Origin of the sequence: Aurantiacibacter hainanensis (genome assembly GCF_036321025.1) — a bacterium.
GTDB classification, from domain to species: domain Bacteria; phylum Pseudomonadota; class Alphaproteobacteria; order Sphingomonadales; family Sphingomonadaceae; genus Alteraurantiacibacter; species Alteraurantiacibacter hainanensis.
This window is the reverse complement of record NZ_JAZAPB010000001.1, coordinates 1,185,186-1,204,929: the sequence shown is the minus strand read 5'-3', so window position 1 is coordinate 1,204,929 and position 19,744 is coordinate 1,185,186. Positions and strand designations below refer to the sequence as shown.

Genomic DNA, 19,744 nt, shown 5'->3' with positions numbered 1-19,744 from the left:
CGTGGAAATGCCGTTTGCGGCGGTAGGCGCGCGCCGTGCGACCTGTCACAGGAACAGCACATGGTCGCTTCTCCCTCTCTCGATCACGCTCGCGACGAACTGCGCCGCCTGTTCGGCTTTCCCGACTTTCGCGGGCGGCAGGCGGACGTGGTCACGCGCGTGCTGGCGGGCCGGTCCACTCTGGCGGTCATGCCGACGGGCGCGGGCAAGTCGCTGACCTACCAGCTGCCCTCGACCATGCTGGATGGCACCTGCGTGGTGATCTCTCCTCTTATCGCGCTGATGCACGACCAGCTGCGGGCGGCACGCGCCAACGGCATCCGTGCCGCCACGCTGACCAGCGCCGACGAAGACTGGCGCGAAACGCTGGATGCCTTTCGCGGCGGCGAGCTGGACCTGCTCTATGTCGCGCCGGAACGTGCCAGCCAGGGCACCTTCCGCGATCTCCTGGGATCGACGAAACTGGCGCTGTTCGCCGTGGACGAGGCGCACTGCGTTTCCGAATGGGGCCACGATTTCCGCCCGGACTATCGCCAGCTTCGCCCGCTGATGGATGCCTTTCCCGATGTGCCCCGGCTGGCGCTGACGGCGACCGCCGACGCCCACACCCGCGCCGACGTGCTGACGCAGCTCGGCATTCCCGAGGACGGACTGATCGTGGCCGGGTTCGACCGGCCCAATATCCGCTATGCCATCCGCCCGCGCGATTCGCTGTCCCGGCAACTGGCGGAACTGTGCGCGCAGCAGCCGGGGCCGGGCATCGTCTATGCCCCCACCCGCCGCAAGGTGGAGCAACTGGCGGAGCAGCTGAAGGATGCCACCGGGCGCGAGGTGCTGGCCTATCACGCGGGTCTTCCGGCAGAGCAGCGACGCGCGAATCAGGCCGCCTTCGTCGCCTCGGAAGACATGGTGATGGTGGCCACGATCGCCTTTGGCATGGGGATCGACAAGCCCGACGTGCGCTTCGTCGCCCACGCCGGGGTGCCCAAGTCGATAGAGGCCTATTACCAGGAAACCGGCCGCGCAGGGCGCGACGGGGATCCGGCGATCGCGCTGATGCTGTGGGGCGCGGGCGATTTCGCGCAGGCCCGCTCGCGCCTTTCCGAAGTGGGCGAGGGCCGCCAGCAGGGCGAACGCCAGCGTCTCGATGCACTGGGCGGACTTGTGGAAACGGCGGGATGCCGCCGCGCCGTGCTGCTGCGGCATTTCGGCGAGGATCCGCCCGAGACCTGCGGTAACTGCGACAATTGCCTCGACCCGCCCGAGGTGATCGAAGTGACCGAACTGGCGCGCAAGCTACTGTCGGCGGTCTACCGCACCGGGCAGAGCTTCGGCTTCGGCCACGTGCAGAAGGTGCTGACGGGCACGGCGGACGAACGCGTGCAGGCCAAGGGGCACGACAACCTGTCGGTCTTCGGCATCGTGGAGGGCGAGGATGCGCGGCTGTTGCAGCCGGTCTCGAGGGCGTTGCAGGTGCGCGGCAGCCTGGTGCAGACGGAACACGGCGGCCTGGCTCTGGCGGGCGACGCGCCCGATATCCTGAAAGGCGACGTGCCGCTGGTGATGACCCGTCCTCCAGAAATGAAGCGCGGCCGCCGCGGACGATCTTCAACCACGCCCAATCCGGTGGGCGATCCGCTGTTCGATGCGCTGCGCGCCCTGCGCCGCGACCTGGCGGCGGAGGCCGGCGTGCCGCCCTACGTCGTCTTCCACGACGCGGCGCTGCGGGCCATGGCTGCGCAGCGCCCTGCCAGCCTTCAGGCGATGGCTCAGGTTCCCGGTGTCGGAGCGAAGAAGCTCGAGGCGTACGGCGAGGCCTTTCTGAAAGCCATCAGCGAGAATTGACCCGGCAACCCTCGCCGCTAGGGTAAGGGGCGAGGGGAACGCGGATGAAATTCGGCATTTTCGATCATGTCGACGACAGTGGCCTGCCGCTGGCAGAGCACCTGGAAGCGCGGCTGCAACTGGCGGAAACCTACGACGGCCTGGGCTTTCATGCCTATCACGTGGCCGAACACCACGGAACGCCCCTGGGCCATTCCCCCAGCCCCAGCGTATTCCTGGCCGCGCTGGCGCAGCGCACGCGAAACCTGCGTTTCGGCCCGCTGGTCTACCTGTTGCCGCTCTATCACCCGCTGCGCCTGATCGAGGAAGTGGCGACGCTGGATGCGCTGTCGAACGGGCGGCTGGAACTTGGCTATGGCCGCGGCATCTCTCCGATCGAGATGGGTTTCTACGGCATCGACATGGATCACCAGCAAGCGCTGGCGGAGGAAACCTTCGCGATCCTTGTGAAGGGGCTGACGAGCGAACGCCTGTCGCATTCGGGCGCGTTCTTCCGCTTCGACGACGTGCCCATGACGCAGACCTGCGTTCAGAAGCCGCATCCCCCGCTGTGGTACGGCACGAACTCGCCCGCCTCGGCCAGTCGCTGCGCGCGCCAGCGGCTGAACATGGTCACCTTACTGGCGGGCGAGAGAATGCGCGCCATGATCGAGGACTACCGGCGCGAATACGCCGAGAGCGGCGGTGATCCGGAGGCCATGCCGCTGGTGGGGGTGGGACGGCATATCGTCCTCGCCGACACGGACGAGGAAGCCCTGGCGATAGCACGCCCTGCCTTTGCCCGGTGGCGAGCCAGCTTCGTCCACCTGTGGGAAGCGCGCGGGGCGGACAATCCCTTCGTCAAATCCTTTCCCGCCGACTGGGATGCCCTGACGGAAAGTGGCGCCGCCTGTGCGGGATCGCCCGCGCGGGTGCGCGATTTCATCGTCGCCGAGGCGGAGACGGCCGGTTACACCTACTTCGTCGCCCAGCTGGCATTCGGCGACATGCCGCTGGAGGCGGCCCGGCATTCCGCGCAGCTGTTCGCGCGCGAAGTCATGCCGGCCTTCGCCTGATCGCGGCAATGCTTGGCGGCGCGTTAACCGATTTCCTCTATATCCGCGGGCATGACGAAGCAGGATGTATCGCAGCATTCGCGCCGCCTTCCGCCGGGGCTGGTCGGGCTTGTCGCGGCGATTGCCGTCGCGGCAATCCCCATGGCAGCCTTGCTGGCGCAGGCCCGGCCTGCTCCCTTCACCGTGGTGGAGACCGGCCGCGGTTTCGAGCGGTTGCAGGACGCGGTGGACGCCATTGGCGATAGCCGCGGCACCATCGCCATCGCTCCGGGCCGTTACGAGCAGTGCGCCGTGCAGACCGCAGGGCATGTCGCTTTCCTCGCCAGCCAGGCGGGCTCCGCCGTGTTCGACGGCGTGACCTGTGAAGGCAAGGCCGCATTGGTGCTTCGCGGCCGGGGTGCGGAGGTTTCTGGCCTCGTGTTCCAGAACATGCGCGTGCCCGACTACAACGGATCGGGAATCCGGCTGGAGCAGGGCGACCTGACCGTGGCCGAAAGCTGGTTCCGCGACAGCCAGCAGGGCATCCTGACGCACAACGATCCCGCCGCTCAGCTGGTCATCGACCGGTCCACCTTCACGCGGCTGGGCACCTGCGAAGGGTCGGGCGGCTGCGCCCATTCGATCTACACCGGCGAATACGGACTGGTGCGCATCACTCGCAGCCGGTTCGAGGAAGGCCGCGGCGGCCACTACGTGAAGGCCCGCGCGATCCGCGTGGATATCGCCGCGTCCAGCTTCGACGACAGCGCCGGGCGCGGCACGAACTACATGATCGACCTGCCCGGCGGAGCCAGCGGCCAGATCAGCAACAACTGGTTCGTGCAGGGGCAGGACAAGGAAAACTACGCCGCGTTCATCGCCGTGGCCGCCGAAGGCCGCCAGCGCGATTCCTCGCAGCTTTCCATCGTCGAAAACGATGCGCGGTTCGCCACCGGAGTGGATCGCAATTCCATCTTCGTGGCCGACTGGTCGGGCGACCTTGGCGGCGTGGGCGAAAACGCGCTCGATCGCCGGCTGACCCCCTACGAAGTCATACGCTGACGGGAACATCCCCGCCTGCTATGCCATTGGTCCTGAAAGCAGGAGATTATCCATGGCAGGCGGATGGTCGCGCGATGGCGCGGTGCAGGACCAGATCGACGATACGGTAAGCGACGCAGTCGCCGCCGCCCGCTCGCGCCTGCCAAAGGGCGAGAGCGCCGAATACTGCGACGTGTGCGGAGAGGACATTCCCGAAAAGCGGCGCGAGGCCGTGCCGGGCGTGCGCACCTGCGTGGCTTGCCAGTCGGGCAAGGACAGCGCCGTGCGCCACTCCAGCATGAATCGTCGCGGATCGAAGGACAGCCAGCTGCGCTGATGGCCAGCCCCTTTATCTGGTTGCAGCATGCGCTGCCGCACCATGCGGTATCGCGTTTCGCTGGCAAGTTCGCGGGTAGCGAGGCGGTCTGGCTGAAAGACCGCCTGATCCGCCGTTTCATCGCGGCCTACGATGTCGACATGAGCGAGGCCGCCCGCCCGGTGGAGGCCTATGCCAGCTTCAACGACTTCTTCACCCGCGAACTGAAACCCGGCGCGCGCCCGCTGGCCGATGCCGGGGAACACGTGCTGTCCCCGGCCGATGGCGCGATCAGCCAGATCGGACGCATCAGCGACGACAGGATCTTCCAGGCAAAGGGCCGGGAATTCACTGCGACGCAGCTGTTGGGCGGCGATGCCGAGGCAGCGGCGCGATTCAAGGGCGGCACCTTCGCCACCATCTATCTCAGCCCGAAGGACTATCACCGCGTGCACATGCCCGCCGCCGGGACCTTGCGCGCCACGCATTACATTCCGGGCGACCTGTTCTCGGTGAACCAGGTGACGGCGGAAAACGTCGACGGGCTCTTCGCTCGCAACGAGCGGCTGGCCTGCCTGTTCGACGGTCCACATGGCGCCTTTGCCAGCGTGATGGTGGGGGCGATGATCGTCGCCGGGGTCGAGACGGTCTGGCAGGGCCGTGTCGAGGCGCACAATCCCGCGCCGGTGCACCACGCGTTCGACGCCGGGGAACACAGGTTCGCGGCGGGGGACGAGATGGGGCGCTTCTTCCTCGGCTCCACGGTCGTTTTGCTGTTCGAGCCGGGACGCGTCGAATGGCTGGAGCAATTAAAGGCTGGCGATTCTGTGCGCATGGGCCAGGCGCTGGGGCGCTGGACCGATGATCAGCCGAAGGCGGGCGCGTAACCGATCGTTGCGTCGGGAATGGTTGCGCCGAAGCTTTTCACCTGCAGGTATTCGCCCAGTTCGCCTTCCTGGCGGAGGGGCGTGTGCTGCCTGAAACCGAAGCGCGAATAGAGTGCCGGGTCGCCGAGGACGGTAATGCCCCTGACGCCGCGTGCCTTCAGCGCCGCTTCGCCGGCTTCGATCAGCGCGCGGCCAATACCCTCGCCCTGACGGGAGGGCTGCACGGCAATCGGTCCGATTACCATCCAGCCGTCGTCACCATTGGATAACCGCGCGGTGGAATAGGTCGCCTGCCCGATGATGTGGCCGTCTTCCACCGCCACCAGCGAGAGTTTCAGATCACCAGCGGCGCGAAGGCGGTCGATCACGTCGGCCTCGTCGCCATCGGCATAGGGTTGGCCGTCGAACGCCCGCTCTGTCAGCGCGTGGATCGCCGCTTCGTCGCCCGCGCGTTCCTCGCGAATGGTCCAGGTCATTCCAGCAGGTGCCCCGCCCGGTCGCGCTTGGTGGCGAGGTAGCGGGTGTTGTGCGGGTTGGCGGGAAGCTGGTGCGGCACGCGCTCGGTCACTCTCACGCCCGCGTCTTCCAGCGCGACCACCTTCTCGAGGTTGTTGGTCATCAGCCTCACCGTGCCGATGCCCAGCAGGTCCAGCATGCGCGCGGCCAGCGGGAAGTCGCGGGCTTCCTCCGGCAGGCCGAGCCGCCGGTTGGCTTCCAGCGTGTCGAAGCCTTGGTCCTGCAGGCGGTAGGCGCGCAGCTTGTTGACAAGGCCGATGCCGCGCCCTTCCTGCCGCATGTAGAGCAGCACGCCCCAGCCGCCTTTCGCCGCCTCTGCCGACATGGCCGCCAGCGCGCCGTCCAGCTGCGGGCCGCAATCGCACTTCAGGCTGCCGAAGATGTCGCCGGTCAGGCATTCGGAATGCAGCCGCACCAGCGGCGGGCGATCCAGGCTGCGCTCGCCCAGCACCAGGGCGACGTGTTCGCGCATGTCGTTGGCGGAGCGGAAGGCCACGATCTCTGCCGTCTCCTCCGCCGCTATGGGCAGGTGCGCTCGCGTGGCGATCGCAAGGTTGGCGGGCCGGGCCCAGGCGGCAAGGTCCACCGAATTGAGCGGCACGGGCTCGCCCGCCGGATCGGGACCGACCAGGAAGGCGGGCAGGATTCCCGCGATGCGCGCCAGTTCCATGGCCGTGCGCGCCGCCGTCATCCATTCCATCGGCTCGGCCAGGAAAGGCCCCTTGAGCGGATTCACCGGATCGAGCGCGGGATCGGCAATCGGGAGCGCGGCGGCGATATCCATGGTCTCCGCCGCCCGCATCAGCACCGGCGAATGGCCGTCGGCGGCGGGCCGCTGGTTCGCGAGTTTCAGCGTCTCGGCCCGCGCGGCAGAAATCAGCATGTGATCGGACCTTGCCGCGCGATCCGGAGCGGTTTCCACCGGCAGCAGCACGGGCGCGTCCCCAACCCTGATGGGCCAGCCGTGGCGCAACGCGTCCACCGCCTGCGCCACGCGCCGCTCGGGCGAGGGTGACGGCCACTCGCTCAGAGGTCGAACTCCGTCGTCAGCGGCACGTGGTCGCTGGGCTTTTCCCAGTCGCGGGTATGCTCGGCGATCGTATGCGCGCGGCTTTGCGCTGCCAGATCAGGCGAGGCCCACATGTGGTCCAGCCGTCGGCCCCGATCCTTGCCCTGCCAGTAGGTCCGATAGGACCACCACGAATAGTTGCGCTGCGGCGCGGGGATGTGCTTGCGGCCAAGATCGACCCATTCGTGCGCGCCCTGCAGGGTGCCCAGCGTCTCCACCTCTATCGGGGTGTGGCTGACGACCTTCAGCAGCGCCTTGTGATCGTAGACGTCGCATTCCAGCGGAGCCACGTTGAAGTCGCCAACCAGCAGCGTGGGGCGGTCAATCTTTTCCGCCCACCGCGTCATGCGTTCGAGGAAATCGAGTTTCTGCCCGAATTTGAGGTTCTTCTCGCGATCGGGAATATCGCCGCCCGCCGGGATGTAGACGTTTTCCAGCACCAGTCCGTCCAGCGAAGGAAATTCTGCCCCCACGTGGCGTGCTTCGCCGTTGTCCTGCCAGTCGTGGCGGGAGAACTCCTGCATGGGAATGCGGCTGACGGTGGCGACGCCGTGGTAGCCCTTCTGCCCGTGCACGACGATGTGCTCGTATCCCAGATCTGCGAAGGCCTTGTAAGGGAACTGCTGTTCCTGGCACTTGATCTCCTGCAGGCACAGCACGTCGGGCGAATGCTCGGCAAGGAAACGCTCGACAGTCGGCATGCGCAGGCGGACGGAATTGATGTTCCAGGTGGTGATCGTGACCATGCGCGATGACTAGGCGCGGCGCGCAGATAAAAAAACCCCCGTCGCGGGGGCATAATGCGACGGGGGTTCGTTTTTCGAGCGTTCGTCACGCTTCGCAAGAAACGCGGCTTTAATGAGGATCAGGGCAACAGGGGGGAAACCCGCCTCACCGCGTCTCTATGCCCTTACAAGTAGGGCCTACTGCCTGTCGCGGCAATGAATGACGGTTGTAATTTGTCGTAAATATACAACCGTTCGACTTCAGACTGTTTATCCCGGGCGACGGGAGGAACGACGCGGGTCGCGGAAGCGGAATTCGCTGTCCGCCACGCTCATGCCATAACGGTGGTTGCGCAGGCGCACGGTCGTGCGCTGATTCTGCGCATCCAGCGCCACCCAGCTGTTCAGCTCCAGTCCGCCGGGGGCAGATGCGTTTTCCGTGAAAATCAGCGTGAGAGTGGGAAATTCCGGCCGGTCGGGATCGCTTACCGCGATGCTGACAACGCCATCACGCGTGCCGCGGTTGACGGAGCCGTAGCGGCGAATGTCGCGTTCGGGGTTGAGCAGCGCGCCCAGCGGCGAATCGCCGATCGGATAGCGCTCTACCTGCGAGACTTCGTAGTCGATCACGGACAGCGCGCTGCCGTTGGAAACGACCAGCATGTTCACGTCGTCCGAATACTCGAAACGGATCTTGCCGGGATTCTTCAGCGTCAGTTCGCCGGCGATGACATTGCCGACGCGATCGGTCTGGGTGAAATCGGCGCGCATGGTGCTGATCGAGCGCAGGGCGTTCGCGGCGCGCTGCAACTGATCGGTCTGCGCCTGTGCGGCAAGCGGGGTGGCGGCCACCGAAAGGGTGGCGGGCAGGCCAAGGGCCATCGCGCCGGCGACGGCGGCGATCACGGGTTTACGAATAATGGATTTCAAGACGTTCATACTCTCACCAGTTGAGTGCCCGATATGCAGGTGAGGCGTTGAACTGTCAGTGAACCCGGCAGGTTCCCGGCGTTCAGGAAAACGCCGATCAAGTGTCCCCGAAGGCGGCTTACTTGATCTTGCCTTCCTTGTACTCGACGTGCTTCTTCGCAATCGGATCGTACTTGCGGAAGGTGAACTTTTCCGTGTGGTTACGCGGGTTCTTCTTGGTCACGTAGAAGTGGCCGGTGTCCGCGGTGGAGTTGAGGCGGATCTTGATGGTTGCGGGCTTCGCCATGGTTCTCTCGTAAAGGTTCTGAGGGGAGCCCAGATGCGTTTGGGCCGCCCGAAATAAATAGGGCGATGCCATCGGCACCGCCGCTCCGGCGCGCCCATTGCGAGAGAATCGGGGAAAAGTCAAGCTTCGCGCTACAGGTCGATCTTCCCGCGCAGCGCCTTTTTCTCTCCGTGCGCCTTCTTGTTGGCGAGGCGTTTTCTCTTGTTCAGGCGGTTCACCCGCGTCTTCGCTCGCTTCTTGGGCTCGCGGCAGGCCTCTGTGATCATCTCGGCCATTCGCTCGCGCGCCTCGCGTCGGTTGGCCTCCTGCGTGCGGTGGTTGCGCGCATCGATCACGATCTCGCCCGCCTGGTTCAGGCGGTTGCCTGCGAGATCCTTCAGCCGGTGAAAGATCCGCGGCGGCAGGGCGAGGGCGTAGATGTTCACCCGCAAATGCACCGCCGTCGCCACCTTGTTGACGTTCTGCCCGCCGGGGCCGGATGCGGCGATGAAGCTTTCCTCCGCGATCTCGTGCGCCCGGTCGAGAATCCTGCCCATCGCCCGTCCGCTCTATTGGGCGCCCAGGGCCACGAAGTCCGCGGGCAAGGGCGCCTCGGCAACGATATCGGGCTTGCCTTCGCGCGGCATCACCAGGGCGCTGGCGTGCAGCATCGTCCGCTTCACCCGTGCATCCTTGTTACCGTAGACGGGGTCGCCCAGCAGCGAGCGCTTGAAGGCGTGTTCGGCATGGACGCGGATCTGGTGGGTGCGCCCGGTCTCGGGGCGGAATTCCACCAGGGTCAGGCCGCCCTCCAGTTCCTTGCGCTTCGTCCAGTGAGTGACGGAAGGCTTGCCCTTCTTCGCCACGATCATGCGCCAGCCGCGCGCTTCGCTGCTGATCTTGGACAGGGCAAGGTCGATCGTCCCTTCCTCGTCCTCCACCGGCCCTGCGACGATGCCGAGATAGGTCTTGGCGACCTGCTTCTCCTCGAACGCCTTGTTGAACCGTTTCAGCGCCTTGGGATTGCGCGCCAGCAGCAGGCAGCCGCTGGTGTCGGTATCGAGCCGGTGAACCGGCACGGGGGCGCGCTGGAAGCCCAGCTTGAGGCTGTCGAACTGGTCCTCGAGCGCAGGCCCGCCCTTGCGCGGGGTCTCGATCGGCAGGCCGGCGGGCTTGTCGATGACGAGCGCTTCGCCGTCTTCGTAGAGAATGGGAATGTGCATGGCGTATGTTCTATCCGTTTGCCCCGAGCCTGTCGAAGGGCTGCTTTCCGGCCTGGCGTTATCGAGAAAAAAGAGGCGGTCCTTCGACAAGCCGGGGACCGTCGGAACTCAGGTGAGGGCGTCCTTAACCCTGTCCAGAGCCTTGTCCAGCACCGCCTCGTCAGCCGCGAAGCTGATGCGGAAGCCGTCTCTGCCACCGAAGGCGGAGGCGGCGACCGTGGCCACGCCGTTGTCGAGCAGTTGCAGCGCCAGTTTCGAATCGTCCCCGCCGAAGCGATCCATCAGCGGCGCGGCATCGACAAGGCAGTAGAAGGCGCCATCGGGAACGGGCGTGGAGAGACCGGGAATGGCGTTCACCCGCTCCACCACCATGTCGCGGCGGCGGCGGAAAGCCTCGCGCCAGTCCGACAGGAAATTCTGCGGCCCTTCGAAAGCGGCGACGGCCGCGGCCTGCGAGATGCTGGCGGGGTTGCCGCTGGAATTGCTCTGCAACCGGCCCATGGCCGAAATCAGCCAGTCCGGCCCGGTGGCAACGCCGATGCGAAAGCCCGTCATGGCGTGGCTCTTGGAAACGCCCGAGACGGTGATGATGCGATCGGCAAGGTCCGGACATTCGACGGCCAGCGTGGCGTGCGGCTGGCCCGTATAGGAAAGCGGCGCGTAGATATCGTCCGACAGCACCAGCACCTGCGGATGGCGGCGCAGCACCTCGCCAATGCCGCGCAGCATGTCCGCCGGATAGACGGCCCCTGTGGGATTGCCGGGCGAATTCAGCATCAGCCAGTTGGTGCGCGGGGTTATCAGCGCGTCGAGTTCGGTCGGGTGGAAGCGGAAACCGTTGGCGGCGCTGGTGCGCAGCGGGACGACGGTGCCGCCGCAAAAGCGCACCATCTGCGGATAGCTGACCCACCACGGGGCGGGCACGATAACCTCGTCGCCCGCGCTGACGGTGGCGGCCAGCGCCTCGAATATCGCCTGCTTTCCCCCCGCGGTGACGATCACGCGCGAGGGATCGGTCTCGATGCCGAGATCGCGCCGGAAGTGAAGCGTCGCCGCGGCTTTCAGCCGCGCGGTGCCGGTGACGGGGGTGTAGCGGGTGTCGCCCGCGTCCAGCGCTGCCTTCGCGGCCTCGATCACGTGCGGCGGCGTGGGGAAATCGGGTTCGCCTACCGACAGAGAGATGATGTCGCGTCCGGCTTCGCGCAGTTCGCTGGCCCGGTCGGTCATCGCGGTGGTGGGCGAAGCCTCGATGCGCTGGAGCGCCTGGCTCAGGTGCTGCGTGCTCATGGCACGTCCAGCGTCGCCGGCATCAGGCCGCGCAGGGCGTTGCCGATGAAAAACCCGTTGTCGAGGTCGTCCAGGCTCACGGGTCCTTCCTTCGCCTTGCCTTCTTCGACAAGCGAGCGCCGCAGCACCCCCGGCAGCAGCCCGGCGGAAAGCTGCGGGGTGACGAGAACACCGTTCCGCTCCACGAAAACGTTGGTCCAGCACCCTTCGGTCACCATGCCGTCTCGCACCAGCACGGCTTCGACCGCGCCCGTGCCCTTCGCCACGCCCAGGGCTTCTTCATAGAAGGCGCGATCGGTGCTCTTGTGTCGCAGGCGCCAGTCGTGCGCCACGGTGGGGTGGGGCAGGACGATGCACGGGGCGGGGTCGGGCAAGGGGGCGGGCAGCGGATGGGCTTCCAGCGTTACCGCGCCGGACCGCGACAGGACCAGGCGAAGCTTTGCGGTTCTCTCCAGCTCGAAGCACAGCGCCTGGATGCGGTTGCGCGTCTCGTGCCGGTCGAATGCGAAACCCAGGTCGGCGGCGCTGGCCTTCATCCGTTCCAGATGCATTTCCAGCAGCGGCACGCCGTCCTGCGGATCGAACCGCATGGTTTCTATCAGGTCATGGCCGCCCGCCGCACCGCGCACGAACGCCCCTTTCACCAGGCATTCGCGCCATTCCTCCATCCCGTCGCTGTCGGCGACGATCGCGCCGCCCACGCCCAGCACCGCCTTGTGGCGCTGGTTCTCGCCCGGCGTCAGGCGGATGGTGCGGATGGCGACATTGAAGGCGGCGTCACCGTCGTGCCCGTCGGCCGGTGGATCGATGCGACCGATCGCACCGCAATAGGGGCCGCGCGCGTCGCGCTCCACCTCGTCGATCAGTTCCATGGCGCGGATTTTCGGCGCGCCCGTGATGGAGCCGCAGGGGAAGATCGCGTCGAGCACGTCGACAGCGCCCTTGTCTTCCATCAGCCTCGCCAGCACCGTCGTGGTCATGGTGTGCAGCGTCGGATAGGTTTCGACGGCGAAGGGATGCTCCACGCGGACAGTGCCTGCCTGGGCCACGCGGCTGAGATCGTTGCGCATCAGGTCGACGATCATCAGGTTTTCGGCCTTGTCCTTCACCGAACGGGCCAGTTCGTCCTTCAGCGCCGCGTCTTCCGCCTCGCTGCCGCCGCGCGGGCGGGTGCCCTTCATCGGCTTCACCTTCGCATCGCGGCCGCGCAGGGCGAAGAAGAGTTCGGGGCTGAACGAGAGCAGCCAGTCCGACCCGTCGAAGATCAGGCCGCCATAACCGGCGGCGGCCGTCGGGCGAATCTTCGCGTAGAGCGTGATCGGGTCGCCCTTCGCCGGGCCTGCCAGCGGGAAGGTGAGGTTGGCCTGGTAAATGTCGCCCGCCCGGATCGCCTCCTGCAGCGTGTCGAAGGCATCGAGATAGGCGCCGGTCGAGACCTGCGGATCGAGGGGGCCGATGCTCGCATCGCCGCTGGTGCGAGCGGCGAGCCAGCCTTCCATCTCGCCAGCGGGGATGATTTCCGGATCGTCGAACAGGCCCAGCCAGACCAGCGGGCCGGAGCCGCCGCAACGCTGCGCGGCCAAGGGGGCAAGCCGGCCTTCCAGGGCCAGTCCGGCCTCGTAGGCGAGGTAACCGGCAAGGTGCTTACCGCTCTCGCGCCGGGCGGCGTCCGCCTCTTCCAGCACGGAAACGACATCCTGTGCGCGGCGCGCCACGAAGACCTGCGAGGGATTCGTGAAGCAATGCGCATCGCTGGCGCCGGTCGTGCGCGCATCGTCGAGCAGGACGAAGGGGGCCTTGCCATCCATCCGCCCCGCTCTAGGGTCACTCCCCGAATACGGCAACAATCGAATAGGGGTCCGAATGGCCGACATTTTCCTTGGCAACGATCTGGACGGAAATCGGCAGGCGCTCGACCTGTCGCGCGCGAACCGTCACGGCCTGGTCGCAGGCGCGACAGGCACGGGCAAGACGGTGACGCTGCAGGGCATGGCGGAGAGTTTCTCAGCTCACGGCGTGCCGGTCTTCGTGGCCGACGTGAAAGGCGACCTGTCGGGCATCGCCATGCCGGGCTCGCCCACGTTCAAGCATGCCGACAAGCTCGAGAGCCGGGCGAAGGAACTGGGCATGGAGGACTATGCCTATTCCGACAATCCGGTGGTGTTCTGGGACCTCTACGGAGAGAACGGGCACCCGATCCGCACCACGGTATCCGAAATGGGGCCGTTGCTGCTTTCGCGCCTGCTGGACCTGAACGAAACGCAGGAAGGCGTGCTGCAGATCGTCTTCCGCCATGCCGACGAGAACGGACTGCTGCTGCTGGATTTCGAGGACCTGCGCACCATGCTGGCCTGGGCCTACGACAACGCCCAGGAGCTGTCGGGCCAGTACGGCAACGTGTCGAAGCAGTCGGTCGGGGCCATCCAGCGGCAACTGCTCAGCTTCGAGGCGCAGGGGGCGGACAAGTTCTTCGGCGAACCCGCGCTGGAGATCGACGATTTCCTGACCGTGGACGAGAAGGGGCGCGGCATCGTGAACGTGCTGGCGGCCGAGCAGTTGATGCGCAGCCCCAAGCTCTACGCCACCTTCCTGCTGTGGCTGCTGGCGGAACTCTTCGAAAGCCTTCCCGAGGTCGGCGACCCTGAGAAGCCGAAGCTGGTGTTCTTCTTCGACGAGGCGCACTTGCTGTTCGACGATGCACCCGATGCCTTGCAGGAAACGATCGAGCGGGTGGTGCGCCTGATCCGTTCCAAGGGCGTGGGCGTATTTTTCGTGACGCAGAACCCCATCGACATCCCGGAGGAAGTCGCGGGCCAGCTGGGCAACCGCGTGCAGCACGCCCTGCGCGCCTTCACCCCGCGCGACAAGCGCGCCATCAAGGCCGCGGCCGAGACGTTCCGGATCAATCCCGATCTCGACGTTGAGGAGGCGATCACCCAGCTGCGCGTGGGCGAAGCGCTGGTCTCGACGCTGGACGAGGACGGTGCGCCCACCGTCGTCCAGCGCACACTGATTAAGCCGCCACGCAGCCGCCTCGGCCCCCTGACGGCGAAGGAGCGGGCCACCATCCAGTCGGTCAGCCCGCATGCAGGCAAGTACGACGAGCGGGTGAACCGCGAGAGCGCCGAGGAGGTGCTGCTGCAGAAGGCGCGCGATGCCGCCATCACCGCCGAGCAGGTGGAGGAGAAGGGGCGCGAGGAAGTTGCCAAGCAGCCGCGCAAGTCTCCCTCGCTATGGGAACGTGCAGGCAAGAGTGGCGTGAGGGCGGCCGCCGGATCGCTGGCCTCGGTGGCGGTGGCAGCGGCACTGGGCCGCAAGTCCCGCGCCGATCCGGTGCGCACCGGCCTGAACGCCTTCGTCCGCAACATCGTCGGCGGGCTGATGCGCTGAGGGCCGGGAGGCCCCTGTCGTATCAGGCGAGGGGCAGCCGCAGCTCCGCCACCAGTCCGGCGACCTCGCCTTGCGAGTCTAGGCGATTCGCCAGGGCCAGGGTGCCGCCGTGCTGCTCGGCAATCGCGCGGGCCAGCGTGAGGCCCAGCCCCGCCCCGCCCGTTTCGCGGCTGCGCGACGTTTCGCCGCGCGTGAAAGGCTCCAGCATGGCGTCGATCTGGTCGTCGGGGATGCCGGGGCCGGTATCGGCAATGCGGATGACGGCATGGGTATTGTCTCGCGAAAGGCTGATGCGCGCCTGACCGCCGTAGCGCAGCGCGTTGCCCACCAGGTTGCGGATCGCTCGCCGCAGCCATGTCGTTCGCATCGGGAGGGCAATGCGCTCGGCATCGCCCAGGGCGACGTCCTCGCCCATGTCCTCGTATTCCTCCACGACCGAGGCCACGAGGGCCGACAGCTCGGTACGCTCCAACGGATCGCTGGGGCGACCCACCCGGGCGAGCGAGAGAATATCGTCGAGCGAGGTGGTGATGTCCTCGATCGTGCTCGCCATGCGCTGGCGCTCGGTATCGTCCTCCACGCTCTCGATGCGCACGCGAAGCGCGGCGAGCGGGGTCTTGAGATCATGCCCGATGGCGCCCAGCATCACGTCCTTTTCATCGAGCAGGGCGGCAATGCGCGCCTCCATCGCGTTGTGCGCGGCGATCAGGCGGCGGGTGTCCTGCGGCCCGGAAGGTTCGATGGGATCGCCGCGTTCGGGCACGCCGCCGAACTGCTCGACGCGCCGGGTGAGCGCAGCCAGCGGACGTGTGATTCGGCGCAGCAGCAGGGCCAGCCCGCCGACAATCACGATGTAGAGGATCAGGGTCTGGAAGATGACCCCGCGAAAGGCCCGCGCATTGCGCGGCGGCAGGGGTGCCCGGGCTACCAGCCACTGCTCCGCGTCGGTGCGTTTCAGCCCGGCGAGCACGATCTGACCGCCGGGATCGAAGCGGTCACGGTAGAGGCCGGGCGCATTGCGGATCCGGTTCATCAGGTAGCGGTCTTCGTCCACCTCGCGGGTGAGGACGACGAGCTCCGCAACAGCCACGCCCTGGTCCTGCAAAACCGTGCGCAGGGCTTCCTCCCGCTCGCGGTCGCGCAGTTCGCCGCGCACGATGGGCGATTCGAGTGCGCGCTCGATCCGCATGCGCCGACGTTCCCGGCGGCCTTCGCCGCTCCGCCGGTCGTCGCGCACGTCGACCCTCGGGTCGCGCACGAGCTGGAAGGCCAGCGAACTGATCACGCCCGATTCCAGCCTGCGCTGTTCGGCACGGAACAGCAGCACGCCCGACAGCACCTGGGCCACCAGCAGGGCCAGCGCCACGGAAAGCAGCATCTGCCCCAGCAGGCTCTTTGGAAGGAAGCGTCGCATGATCGGTCGAACTGTCCTCAGTCGGCTTCCGGCACGAAACGCCGGACTTCCGCTGCCAGCATGTATCCACCGCCCCAAACCGTCTGGATCAGCTTGGGATCGCGGCTGTCGGCCTCGATCTTGCGGCGCAGGCGGCTGACCTGGTTGTCCACCGCGCGATCGAACAGGTGGGCCTCGCGCCCCTGCACCATGTCGAGCAGCTTGTCGCGGTCCATCACCTGCTGCGGATGGTCGAGCAGGGCGACCAGCAGGCGGAATTCGGCGGAGGAAATGGGCACCACGCTGCCTTCGGGATCGGTCAGGCGGCGCTTGAGCGGGTCGAGCCGCCAGCCGTCGAACTCGTAGTGCGCGTCGACACTCTGGTTGTTTCCACCGTTGCCCTTGCTGGCGCGGCGCAGGACGGAGCGGATGCGCGCGACGAGTTCGCGCGGTTCGAAGGGTTTCACCACGTAATCGTCGGCGCCGATTTCCAATCCCACGATGCGGTCGGTCGCCTCGCCTCTGGCGGTGAGGAAGATGACCGGGAGGTTGCGGCTCTCCACCAGGTGGCGGCACAGGGAAGTCCCGTCCTCGCCCGGCATCATGATGTCGAGCAGGACAAGGTCCGGCGCCTCGTCGAGCAAGGCTGCACGCGCCTTTGCCGCGTCGCCCACCTGGTGCACGGCAAACCCCTGGCGCGACAGGTAGTCGGCCAGGGGTTCGCGCAGGCTGGCTTCGTCATCCACCAGCAGCAATTTTATTGGTGCTTCGCTCATCCGCGATTGGCGCGGCGCTGGGCACGGCGTTCGTTTCGCTGCTCTCGGCGTTCCTCGGCAGTGACGGTGCCATCGTTATTGGCATCCGCGCTTTCGAAGCGGGCGAGGGCGGCGGAGGTGAATTCGGCCTGGCTGATCTTGCCGTCGTTATTGGTATCGGCGCGCTCGGCCATCATGCCGCGCATTTCGCCGCGGCGGCCCATGCGATGGCCGCGCATGCCGCGGTGTTCTCCACGCTCGGCCCGGCGTTCCCCGCGCATGGCCTGCGTTTCGGCAAAGCTCAGCATGCCATCGCCATTGGCGTCTGCGCGATCGAAGCGGGCGCGGGCCCGTGCTTCGCGGTCGGCCTCGTCGATGACGCCGTCGCTGTTGGCATCCATGCGTTCGAAATGACGCGCGGCGCGGGCTTCGGCATCGGCGCGGGTGATGTCGGCGCCGCGTTCGGGACGCTCCTGCGCCACGGCGGTTCCGCCGATGGCAAGACCACCTGCGGCAAGGGCCAGTATGAGGGTCTTTTTCATTGTAATGCTCTCCAGTTCATTTGGTAGAGCAACGGGGCGCCGCCTTGAAGGGGGGAGGACGATTGCGGCACCCCGCCACTCTCGAAACCGGTTATAGCGACAGCTTGTCGCAGCAGTTTGCCCGAGAGAGACTGTATTGTCGCATTTTGTCGCGCCATCGCGATACCGTTCATCGCCCGGAAACCGCGATCTGGCGGACATCAGGCGTCGACGTCCCGCGGGCGGTGCTGGGTGCCTATCCCGGCGGTGATGAAAAGGGCCTCCGCCTCGCCCTCCACATCGGCGGTGTGCCACGTGCCGGGAGGATTGATGGCATACTCGCCGCGCGCAAGCCGGGTGTGAACGTGCTTTCCGTCGACGTCCTGGATCAAGGTGAGCTCGCCATCGGTGCAGATCACCACTTCCGCGCCGTGCGGGTGCATTTCCCACATGTCCCAGCTTTGCGTGAAACGGTATTGCGAAACGAGCCGCGCCTCCTGCGCGTCCCCGGCGTGAGCCTCGGAATACCGGTCGAACCACTCCATGCCGTCGAACGGCGGCTGCGGCTCGGCCGTCGCGCCAAGGCCCAGGTGGATCCACTCCTCCGCGAGTTTCCGCGCTGTCATGCGCGCAAGCCTACAGCGGTTTGCAGGCCTCTTCCAGCCAGGCGAGCGCCTCGCCTTCCATCTGCGGGGCCAGGACTTCGCGCACCTTGGCGTGATAACTGTTCCACCACTCGATCTCGGCAGGGCCGAGTAGTTTCCTGTCCACCAGGGTGCGGTCGATCGGCGCGAAGGTGAGCGTTTCGAAGCCCAGCCATTCGCCTTCGCCGCCCTCGATCTGGCGTTCTTCCACCAGCACCAGGTTCTCGATGCGGATGCCGTATTCGTTCGCCTTGTAGTAGCCGGGTTCGTTCGAAAGGATCATGCCCGCCATCAGCGGCTGGTCGGTTCCGGACTGGCTGCCGCGCGGCTTGGCGATGCGCTGCGGTCCTTCGTGCACGCCCAGGAAAGCGCCGACGCCGTGGCCGGTGCCATGGGCATAGTCGAGGCCCGCCATCCACAGGTGCTGGCGCGCCAGCGCGTCGAGCGCCGATCCGGGTGTGCCGGGCGGGAAGGTCTGCGTGTCCAGCGCGATGTGGCCCTTGAGCACGCGGGTGAAGCGGTCGCACACTTCGGCGGGCGGCGCATCGGGGCCGACCCAGATGGTGCGGGTGATGTCCGTGGTGCCATCGGGATACTGGCCGCCCGAGTCGACCAGGTAGACGCTGTTGGGTTCCAGCTTGCGATTGCTGTCCTCGTTCACGCGGTAGTGCGGGCTGGCACCGTTGGGGCCCGCACCGCTGATGGTGTCGAACGAAAGGTCGCGCAGCAGGTCGCTGTTGGCCTTGCGCAGGTCGTGCAGCTTGGCAGCGGCGGACAGTTCGTCGACGTCGCCCTTGGGCGCCTCGACGCTGAGCCAGTGCAGGAACTGCGTGATGGCCACGCCGTCGCGCGCCTGGGCATCGCGGTGACCCTGTTGTTCTTCCGGAGTCTTGATCGCCTTGGGCAGGACGGTGGGATCGTCCTCGCTGACGATTTCCGCGCCGACATCGTCCAGCCGCTGGAAGATCGCCGCCACGGAGCGCTGCGGATCGGCCGCCACGCGCTTGCCCGCCAGTTCGGCGAAGGCGGCGGAGAATTCGTCGCGCGGGCGGATGCGGACGGCATTGCCCAGCGCCTGCGCCACTTCGGCAGGCACCTTGTCGGGCGCGATGAACCAGTCTGCCGTGCCGTCGGACTGCACGAACAGGTAGGAGAGCGCGACGGGTGTGTGATCGACGTCCGCCCCGCGGATGTTCAAGGTCCAGGCGACCGAATCGAGCGCGCTGATCACCACGGCGTCGAGCTTGTTTTCCTTCAGCCAGTCGGCGATCTCGTCGCGCTTCTGGGCACTGGAACGCCCCGCCAGCTTGTCGTCCTGGACATAGGCCTGCGCGTCGGAAGGAGCGGGCTGGTCGTCCCACACGGCGTCGAGCGGGTTGCTGTCGACCGGCACCAGTTCCGCGCCAACGGCTTCCAGCTTCTTCTCGACGCCTTTTGCCCAGCCGCGCGTGTGCAGCCACGGATCGTAGGCGATGCGAGAGCCCTCGCCGGCGTTCTTCGCGATCCAGTCGGCCATCGAGTCGTCGGGGACGCTCTTGTACTCGTAGAGCTGTCCGCTCACCTGTTCGCGGACCTGCAGGGTATAGCGCCCGTCCACGAACATGGCCGCCTTGTCCTTGAGGACGACCGCGCTGCCCGCCGAGCCGCCGAATCCCGTCAGCCAGGCCAGCCGCTGGGCATAGGCGCCCACGTATTCGCTCAGGTGCTCGTCGCTGATGGGGATCACGAAACCGTCCAGTTCGCGGCGTGCAAGCTCCTTGCGCAGGGCGTCGAGGCGGGCTTCGTGGGTCTGCATAAGCATGGCGTCAGATATCCGGTTACATGTGAAATAGTTTCTCGCTAGGAGGCTTCACATAGGCCTTTGCCCGGTGGGTTTCCACCCGCAGCGCGGCGAGGCGAAATC

The 19,744-nt window shown here is 66.7% G+C and carries 20 protein-coding genes; 6 read left to right on the top strand and 14 right to left on the bottom strand.

Annotated features, from left to right (window positions below; genetic code table 11):
* Nucleotides 1-60: 60 nt before the first annotated feature.
* Genes recQ through asd form a run of 5 tightly spaced genes read left to right on the top strand, consistent with a single transcriptional unit; the run spans nt 61 to nt 5,123 of the window.
* Nucleotides 61-1,845: a DNA helicase RecQ gene (gene recQ, locus AAA989_RS06035; RefSeq protein ID WP_338241830.1), complete on the top strand. Its 1,785-nt coding sequence runs from the start codon at nt 61-63 to the stop codon at nt 1,843-1,845.
* Between the two features lie 44 nt (nt 1,846-1,889).
* Entirely contained in the window at nt 1,890-2,900 is a 1,011-nt protein-coding gene (locus tag AAA989_RS06030) for an LLM class flavin-dependent oxidoreductase (protein ID WP_338241828.1), read from the top strand.
* A gap of 51 nt (nt 2,901-2,951) precedes the next feature.
* Nucleotides 2,952-3,941: a right-handed parallel beta-helix repeat-containing protein gene (locus AAA989_RS06025; protein ID WP_338241827.1), complete on the top strand. Its 990-nt coding sequence runs from the start codon at nt 2,952-2,954 to the stop codon at nt 3,939-3,941.
* A gap of 52 nt (nt 3,942-3,993) precedes the next feature.
* Complete coding sequence (locus AAA989_RS06020; RefSeq protein ID WP_338241826.1) at nt 3,994-4,257, top strand: DksA/TraR family C4-type zinc finger protein; 264 nt, start codon at nt 3,994-3,996, stop codon at nt 4,255-4,257.
* Complete coding sequence (gene asd / locus AAA989_RS06015; protein ID WP_338241825.1) at nt 4,257-5,123, top strand: archaetidylserine decarboxylase; 867 nt, start codon at nt 4,257-4,259, stop codon at nt 5,121-5,123. The genes AAA989_RS06020 and asd overlap by 1 nt, the downstream gene beginning before the upstream one ends.
* On the opposite strand, the gene AAA989_RS06010 is transcribed toward asd, so the two are convergent.
* The 9 genes from AAA989_RS06010 to pabB form a co-directional block, all read right to left on the bottom strand.
* Nucleotides 5,102-5,599 (bottom strand): GNAT family N-acetyltransferase, encoded by a 498-nt coding sequence (locus AAA989_RS06010; protein ID WP_338241824.1) that lies wholly within the window; start codon nt 5,597-5,599, stop codon nt 5,102-5,104. The two genes, asd and AAA989_RS06010, sit on opposite strands and share 22 nt — an antisense overlap.
* Nucleotides 5,596-6,633 carry a GTP cyclohydrolase II gene (ribA, locus tag AAA989_RS06005; RefSeq protein WP_338241823.1) on the bottom strand — a complete coding sequence of 346 codons (1,038 nt, stop codon included), beginning with the start codon at nt 6,631-6,633 and terminating at the stop codon, nt 5,596-5,598. Before ribA ends, AAA989_RS06010 begins: the two co-directional genes overlap by 4 nt.
* 32 nt (nt 6,634-6,665) lie before the next feature.
* Entirely contained in the window at nt 6,666-7,454 is a 789-nt protein-coding gene (gene xth, locus AAA989_RS06000) for an exodeoxyribonuclease III (RefSeq protein WP_338241822.1), read from the bottom strand.
* A 249-nt stretch (nt 7,455-7,703) separates the two neighbouring features.
* A complete protein-coding gene (locus AAA989_RS05995) occupies nt 7,704-8,339 on the bottom strand; it encodes a LolA family protein (RefSeq protein ID WP_338241821.1) in 636 nt (211 codons plus the stop codon).
* 142 nt (nt 8,340-8,481) lie between these two features.
* Nucleotides 8,482-8,649, bottom strand: a complete 168-nt coding sequence (rpmG, locus tag AAA989_RS05990) for a 50S ribosomal protein L33 (RefSeq protein WP_047003840.1) — start codon at nt 8,647-8,649, stop codon at nt 8,482-8,484.
* A 131-nt stretch (nt 8,650-8,780) separates the two neighbouring features.
* Entirely contained in the window at nt 8,781-9,185 is a 405-nt protein-coding gene (gene arfB / locus AAA989_RS05985) for an alternative ribosome rescue aminoacyl-tRNA hydrolase ArfB (protein WP_338241820.1), read from the bottom strand.
* 12 nt (nt 9,186-9,197) lie between these two features.
* Nucleotides 9,198-9,851 (bottom strand): RluA family pseudouridine synthase, encoded by a 654-nt coding sequence (locus AAA989_RS05980; protein ID WP_338241818.1) that lies wholly within the window; start codon nt 9,849-9,851, stop codon nt 9,198-9,200.
* Between the two features lie 108 nt (nt 9,852-9,959).
* On the bottom strand, nt 9,960-11,138 hold the full coding sequence (locus tag AAA989_RS05975) for a pyridoxal phosphate-dependent aminotransferase (RefSeq protein WP_338241817.1): 1,179 nt from the start codon (nt 11,136-11,138) through the stop codon (nt 9,960-9,962).
* Nucleotides 11,135-12,946, bottom strand: coding sequence for an aminodeoxychorismate synthase component I (pabB, locus tag AAA989_RS05970; RefSeq protein ID WP_338241816.1), 1,812 nt, complete (start codon nt 12,944-12,946; stop codon nt 11,135-11,137). Before pabB ends, AAA989_RS05975 begins: the two co-directional genes overlap by 4 nt.
* A gap of 55 nt (nt 12,947-13,001) precedes the next feature.
* On the opposite strand from pabB, the gene AAA989_RS05965 reads away from it, so the two are divergent.
* Complete coding sequence (locus tag AAA989_RS05965) at nt 13,002-14,528, top strand: helicase HerA-like domain-containing protein (protein WP_338241815.1); 1,527 nt, start codon at nt 13,002-13,004, stop codon at nt 14,526-14,528.
* 22 nt (nt 14,529-14,550) lie between these two features.
* Here AAA989_RS05965 and AAA989_RS05960 read toward each other — a convergent pair whose 3' ends face one another.
* From AAA989_RS05960 to AAA989_RS05940, 5 genes are all read right to left on the bottom strand, one after another.
* Complete coding sequence (locus AAA989_RS05960; RefSeq protein WP_338241814.1) at nt 14,551-15,942, bottom strand: ATP-binding protein; 1,392 nt, start codon at nt 15,940-15,942, stop codon at nt 14,551-14,553.
* A gap of 17 nt (nt 15,943-15,959) precedes the next feature.
* A complete protein-coding gene (locus AAA989_RS05955) occupies nt 15,960-16,697 on the bottom strand; it encodes a response regulator (RefSeq protein WP_338241813.1) in 738 nt (245 codons plus the stop codon).
* Nucleotides 16,694-17,218, bottom strand: a complete 525-nt coding sequence (locus AAA989_RS05950) for an EF-hand domain-containing protein (RefSeq protein ID WP_338241811.1) — start codon at nt 17,216-17,218, stop codon at nt 16,694-16,696. Before AAA989_RS05950 ends, AAA989_RS05955 begins: the two co-directional genes overlap by 4 nt.
* Nucleotides 17,219-17,418: 200 nt before the next feature.
* A complete protein-coding gene (locus tag AAA989_RS05945; RefSeq protein WP_338241809.1) occupies nt 17,419-17,823 on the bottom strand; it encodes a cupin domain-containing protein in 405 nt (134 codons plus the stop codon).
* Nucleotides 17,824-17,833: 10 nt separating this feature from the next.
* Entirely contained in the window at nt 17,834-19,642 is a 1,809-nt protein-coding gene (locus tag AAA989_RS05940; protein WP_338241807.1) for an aminopeptidase P family protein, read from the bottom strand.
* Nucleotides 19,643-19,744 lie beyond the last annotated feature (102 nt).

What these genes read in the sequence shown, in the direction of transcription:
- recQ (WP_338241830.1), top strand. Translation starts at nt 61, where the DNA reads ATGGTCGCTTCTCCCTCTCTCGATCACGCTCGCGACGAACTGCGCCGC.
- AAA989_RS06030 (WP_338241828.1), top strand. Translation starts at nt 1,890, where the DNA reads ATGAAATTCGGCATTTTCGATCATGTCGACGACAGTGGCCTGCCGCTG.
- AAA989_RS06025 (WP_338241827.1), top strand. Translation starts at nt 2,952, where the DNA reads ATGACGAAGCAGGATGTATCGCAGCATTCGCGCCGCCTTCCGCCGGGG.
- AAA989_RS06020 (WP_338241826.1), top strand. Translation starts at nt 3,994, where the DNA reads ATGGCAGGCGGATGGTCGCGCGATGGCGCGGTGCAGGACCAGATCGAC.
- asd (WP_338241825.1), top strand. Translation starts at nt 4,257, where the DNA reads ATGGCCAGCCCCTTTATCTGGTTGCAGCATGCGCTGCCGCACCATGCG.
- AAA989_RS06010 (WP_338241824.1), bottom strand. Translation starts at nt 5,599, where the DNA reads ATGACCTGGACCATTCGCGAGGAACGCGCGGGCGACGAAGCGGCGATC.
- xth (WP_338241822.1), bottom strand. Translation starts at nt 7,454, where the DNA reads ATGGTCACGATCACCACCTGGAACATCAATTCCGTCCGCCTGCGCATG.
- rpmG (WP_047003840.1), bottom strand. Translation starts at nt 8,649, where the DNA reads ATGGCGAAGCCCGCAACCATCAAGATCCGCCTCAACTCCACCGCGGAC.
- arfB (WP_338241820.1), bottom strand. Translation starts at nt 9,185, where the DNA reads ATGGGCAGGATTCTCGACCGGGCGCACGAGATCGCGGAGGAAAGCTTC.
- AAA989_RS05980 (WP_338241818.1), bottom strand. Translation starts at nt 9,851, where the DNA reads ATGCACATTCCCATTCTCTACGAAGACGGCGAAGCGCTCGTCATCGAC.
- AAA989_RS05975 (WP_338241817.1), bottom strand. Translation starts at nt 11,138, where the DNA reads ATGAGCACGCAGCACCTGAGCCAGGCGCTCCAGCGCATCGAGGCTTCG.
- pabB (WP_338241816.1), bottom strand. Translation starts at nt 12,946, where the DNA reads ATGGATGGCAAGGCCCCCTTCGTCCTGCTCGACGATGCGCGCACGACC.
- AAA989_RS05965 (WP_338241815.1), top strand. Translation starts at nt 13,002, where the DNA reads ATGGCCGACATTTTCCTTGGCAACGATCTGGACGGAAATCGGCAGGCG.
- AAA989_RS05960 (WP_338241814.1), bottom strand. Translation starts at nt 15,942, where the DNA reads ATGCGACGCTTCCTTCCAAAGAGCCTGCTGGGGCAGATGCTGCTTTCC.
- AAA989_RS05955 (WP_338241813.1), bottom strand. Translation starts at nt 16,697, where the DNA reads ATGAGCGAAGCACCAATAAAATTGCTGCTGGTGGATGACGAAGCCAGC.
- AAA989_RS05950 (WP_338241811.1), bottom strand. Translation starts at nt 17,218, where the DNA reads ATGAAAAAGACCCTCATACTGGCCCTTGCCGCAGGTGGTCTTGCCATC.
- AAA989_RS05945 (WP_338241809.1), bottom strand. Translation starts at nt 17,823, where the DNA reads ATGACAGCGCGGAAACTCGCGGAGGAGTGGATCCACCTGGGCCTTGGC.
- AAA989_RS05940 (WP_338241807.1), bottom strand. Translation starts at nt 19,642, where the DNA reads ATGCTTATGCAGACCCACGAAGCCCGCCTCGACGCCCTGCGCAAGGAG.